Consider the following 4,627-nt stretch of genomic DNA (forward strand, 5'->3'; position numbering starts at 1 on the left):
ATATTCCCCCAGGGAAGTTCTCCTTCTTTTCCTTCTCCCTCTCCGCAGAAGGAAATTTCCTCCTCTCATCGTTTCCGAAATTTAGCGAGGCATCCAAATGCTTAAATACTGTGGACCCCTGATAGAACCATTCAGGGGTGACGCCTCTTTTTCGTCATGCCTGAAATTTTTTATCAGGTATCCAGGTTTTTGCTTTTTCTTTGGGTTTTAAATACTTCTGGACCCCGGCTTAAAGATTGCCGGGGTGACGAACAAGGGGCAATAAATACATTCAGGGGCAGGCTAAAAGCGGCTCGAAAGTCGCCGGGGTGACGAGGAGGCGGAATCCAGAGACCTTTACTGAGGGATGCTTTCTCCTTCGATGGTTTTTAACCCAATATAGCTTGCCTTTTAAGCTTGCTTCCCCCGGGGGGGTAATTGCGGTAGACTTTGCAGGATATTTATTATAAATCATCCTCACTTGTGGCTGGGAAAAGTAGGAAATGAAATATTGGAGCAATCTACCTCAAAAGTCTCTTCGTCTTGATATTTTCTCCCATCAAACATCTTATTTTTGCACAAAAACAGCATTTTTTAATATAATAGACAAATGATACCAACTAAATAAATAACAAGGGCGGGAGACGCCCTTGTTGAACCTGGATTTTCAATCCTTTTATTACGTATATTTTAGGAGGGATAAAACATGAAAAAGATATTCATACTCTTTCTTTTAATAGCTATATGCAGTTTGATGTTGCTTACTGGCTGCATCGAAACCAAAGTTAATTTTACCTTTCATGATGATGGAACCTATGATTCAAAAGTAACTTTTAGAGCCAATAAAATTATGGCTGGCGATGAGCTTACTTTTCTGGGTTGGCAGATTGAATACATTTTTCCTTATCTTATGACCAAATATGAACATACGATTCAAACCACTAAAATCGATTATTCCGATTATCTTGAACATATCTTCACTGCCAATGGACTCAGTATCGAAACTTTCAACAGCCGACCTAACTATCAGTTTATCAAAAAGAGTGATAGAACTTATACCTTTGAAAGTATCATTCCTCAACTCATCGATGAAGTGTCCGAGGAGTCGAAAGATAATAAAATCATTGAAATAGAGGTGGTTATGCCAGCTCCTATTGACATGGCTAATACCACCAATGTTGTTGATAACAAGGCAACCTGGGTTCTCACTCAAGTTGACTTCACTCATGAAAATAAGTTGAAGATTATAACTAATTAGGAGAAGAGAAATGACCATGTCTTTAACCCAGATACTCAATTTGGTTGGAAAATTAGATGATTCACCAGGAGATGAAACTCCCAGAGAGAGGTTTCGCAAGTTTCTTATTGATAACGTCAAAGATGTTGGCCAAATACGGGATTATATTGAGGAGTGCCTAAGAAATACAGGTGATCAGTATAATCGAGCATTACAAGATCTGGTGAATCATCTTGGTTGTCTTTTAGGCTTTCAAGTTAAATATGGTCGGTATCAAGGTGTTAAGGGACATATCGGATTTGATGGACATTGGATATCAAAAAATCGCTTTAATTTTATAATTGAGGTTAAGACTACTGAAGTATATACAGTGAAAACATCAACTCTAATTGGTTACATAGATCAAATGATTTCAGAAAAGATAATTCCCAGCTGGGACGAAGTTTTGGGTTTATATGTCATTGGAAAACCTGATCCGGATATAAGTCACATTGAGAATTCGATAAATGCGGAAAAAAGAAACCACCAACTGAGAATAATCTCGGTTGAGGCTTTACTTTCATTAGCAGAAATGATGAATGAATATGACGTGAACCATGAAGATATACTTACTTTCTTACTCCCCTCTGGTCCTACCATCGACCCCATTGTTAATTTAATGTCTCGTTTAATTGCTCAAAAATCCATTGTAACTGTTGATGTAGAAGAAAAAATAAAAACTTCAACTGAAACTGTTAATTATTGGCTAACCCCGGTTAAGGCTGATGAAAAAAACACTGCTGAAGATATGGTTAAAATTTTGGTCGGCCAAGAAAAAATATATGCATTTGGAGAAAGAACACCAGGTAGAAAACGTATCAAACCAGGAGATTGGATTTGTTTTTATGCAACAACAAATGGGATAGTGGCTCACGCTCAGGTTGATTCTTATCCAGAAAAAATGGCTCATCCAAAACTGAATAATCCAGATAAATATCCGTGGGTATTTCGCCTCAAAAATACACAATTATATATTGATGAACCAGTTATCCTTGATGAATCGTTAAGATCAAAGCTTTCGGTTTTTAAAAATCGTGAATTAAAACAGTCATGGGCTTGGTTTGTACAGGCTACGAGACAGATAGGCAAAGAGGACTTTGAAATACTAACACGATCATTAAAAGATACGCATGAATGAGTTAGGGTTTGTTTAAATAGCTTAGCTGTTCTAAGGTTGGTTGCCTAGTTATTTTTAAGTATTTAGTAGTTCCTTAGTAAATACTAAAAGCACTATTTTATTCCCTTCAGTTTTATTTAAATATTTTATAAGGGGGTAATCTATATCAAAATTTTGATTGAAACAACGTTAGGAATTCATCCAGGCTTGAGGCAACTTAATGTTAGTGTAAATTTGTTGCAGGAGTTTTTAAGAAAAAACATTTCAAGGGAAGGGGAAAAAAGAGGCCTCGCCATCTAGTTTTAGTAGTATGGGTTGATATAATTCCTCCTTTGGCCGTCTACGTTTTTAGCTGCGTTAGTAAATTATGTTAAAATACAGAGAGTAAAAGCCTGGCCTTCTGGGCGCTCGTAGCAAGCAAACTGGGGGTAATAAAAAACTCTTTGATAGCCTTTAGGGAAAGTAAAATAGGATTGGAAGAACAAAAGTGCAAGGTTGCCCAAGGAAGGTATATACGAGCTGTTTGTATATGAAGGAATTATACGCCATACTGTACTGTAAAAAACGGAGGAGATAATAAAACTATGGATGTCATTCAAAAGTTTCAGGAGTTACTAAAAAAACTTTTCCAATTTGAAGTCTCTGATCTGGATTTCGGGATTTACAGGGTTCTAAACTACAAACGGGACCAAATTGAGAAATTTATTCAGGAAGACCTTAAAAATAAGGTTGAAGATGCTTTTGCTAAACATAAGGATGAGAGACTGACTGACATAAATCAGAGATTTGAAAGTGCGAAAGAGAAGGTTAATCAAAATTTGGGGCCAACGGCTTTCACACCTACCGGAGATCTTAAAGAAGAATTCAAGGATACACCTGTGGGCAAAGATTTCCTTTTAGTAAAAGCGCAAAAAGAAGAAGCAGAAGCGATTGACGAGATTAAATTACAGGTTTTCAATGACCTCTATAATTTCTTCTCTCGCTATTACGAAGAAGGCGATTTTGTCCCCCATTATCGCTATTCCATAAAAGGGCATAAGTATGCTATTCCTTATAATGGTGAGGAAGTAAAGCTTTACTGGGTGAATTCAGAACAGTATTACACAAAAACGGGTGTTCTTTTCCGGGATTACACATTTAGAGCCAATGATTACAAAGTTATCTTTCTTATTGTTTCAGCCAAAGAAGAGTTGGCTTCAAACAAAGCCACAAGGGAAAGATTTTTTGTCCTTGATGATGAACAACCGCTAACGATTGAGAATAAAGCACTAATCATCCGCTTTCAGTATAGAGAGCTTACCGAAGATGAAGTAAAGGACTATGAGGTAGTAGGGGGAAGCAACGCTGCAAAGCAGGAGAAGATTAACCAGAGAAGTTATGATGAGGTGCTGAAGAGAGCGAAAGACCCTACTTTAGGGGGATTTTTGGGCAAGGAATACAAAAATGGAAATCCACTCCTCCTTTATCACATCTCGAGATTCTCTGCCAAAAACACAAAAGACTACTTTATTCACAAAAACCTTAAAAAATTCCTCTCTGAACAACTGGATTACTTTATCAAAGCTGAGGTTTTAGATATTGAAACCCTGGAAAAAGAAAGGTTTTTAGATAAACACACAACCAGAGCTAAAGTAGTGCGGGAAATTGGAGAGGACATAATTGATTTTCTCTCCCAGATTGAGGATTTCCAGAAAAGGCTATGGGAGAAAAAAAAGTTTGTCTTAAAAACAGAGTATGTCATAACCACCGACCGGGTGCCTGAGGAGTTTTATGAGGAGATATGGGCTAACAAACTGCAGAGGAAGGAATGGGGGGATTTAGGGTTTGAGATACCGAAAACAAAAGAGCAATTGAGAGATACTAAACTTCCTATTGATACGAAATACTTCACTTTAGAATTCAAAGAAAAACTCCTTGAGAAACTCACCGAAAACGCTGATTTAGATGACCTTTTAGATGGGGTGCTAATCAAAAGCGAAAACTGGCAGGCTCTAAATACAATTTTACCCAGGTTTAAAGAAAAAGTGCAGACAATCTATATTGACCCCCCGTTTAATACTGGAGAAGATTTTTTGTATAAAGATAGATTCAGAAATAGTACATGGTTACAACTGATTAAAGATAGGATAGATCTCGGAAGATCTTTTTTAAAAAAGGAAGGGGCTTTTTATTTACACCTCGATGAGAATGCGAATTACTACGGCAAGATATTGCTGCAGGACCTTCAGTTTGACAATATCCAAGAGATAATATTC

3 protein-coding genes are annotated in these 4,627 nt (G+C 37.1%); all 3 read left to right on the plus strand.

Features of this window, described 5'->3' with window-relative positions:
• Nucleotides 1-685: 685 nt before the first annotated feature.
• Nucleotides 686-1,237 carry a hypothetical protein gene (locus GXZ17_RS04490; protein ID WP_409376090.1) on the plus strand — a complete coding sequence of 184 codons (552 nt, stop codon included), beginning with the start codon at nucleotides 686-688 and terminating at the stop codon, nucleotides 1,235-1,237.
• Nucleotides 1,238-1,247: 10 nt separating this feature from the next.
• Nucleotides 1,248-2,393, plus strand: coding sequence for an EVE domain-containing protein (locus GXZ17_RS04495; RefSeq protein ID WP_409376091.1), 1,146 nt, complete (start codon nucleotides 1,248-1,250; stop codon nucleotides 2,391-2,393).
• A gap of 563 nt (nucleotides 2,394-2,956) precedes the next feature.
• A partial coding sequence (locus GXZ17_RS04500; RefSeq protein ID WP_409376092.1) for a DNA methyltransferase occupies nucleotides 2,957-4,627 on the plus strand: 1,671 nt, incomplete at its 3' end.

The organism is Candidatus Sordicultor fermentans, assembly GCF_012728195.1.
GTDB classification, from domain to species: Bacteria; Atribacterota; Atribacteria; order Atribacterales; family Caldatribacteriaceae; genus Sordicultor; species Sordicultor fermentans.

What these genes read in the sequence shown, in the direction of transcription:
- GXZ17_RS04490 (WP_409376090.1), top strand. Translation starts at nt 686, where the DNA reads ATGAAAAAGATATTCATACTCTTTCTTTTAATAGCTATATGCAGTTTG.
- GXZ17_RS04495 (WP_409376091.1), top strand. Translation starts at nt 1,248, where the DNA reads ATGACCATGTCTTTAACCCAGATACTCAATTTGGTTGGAAAATTAGAT.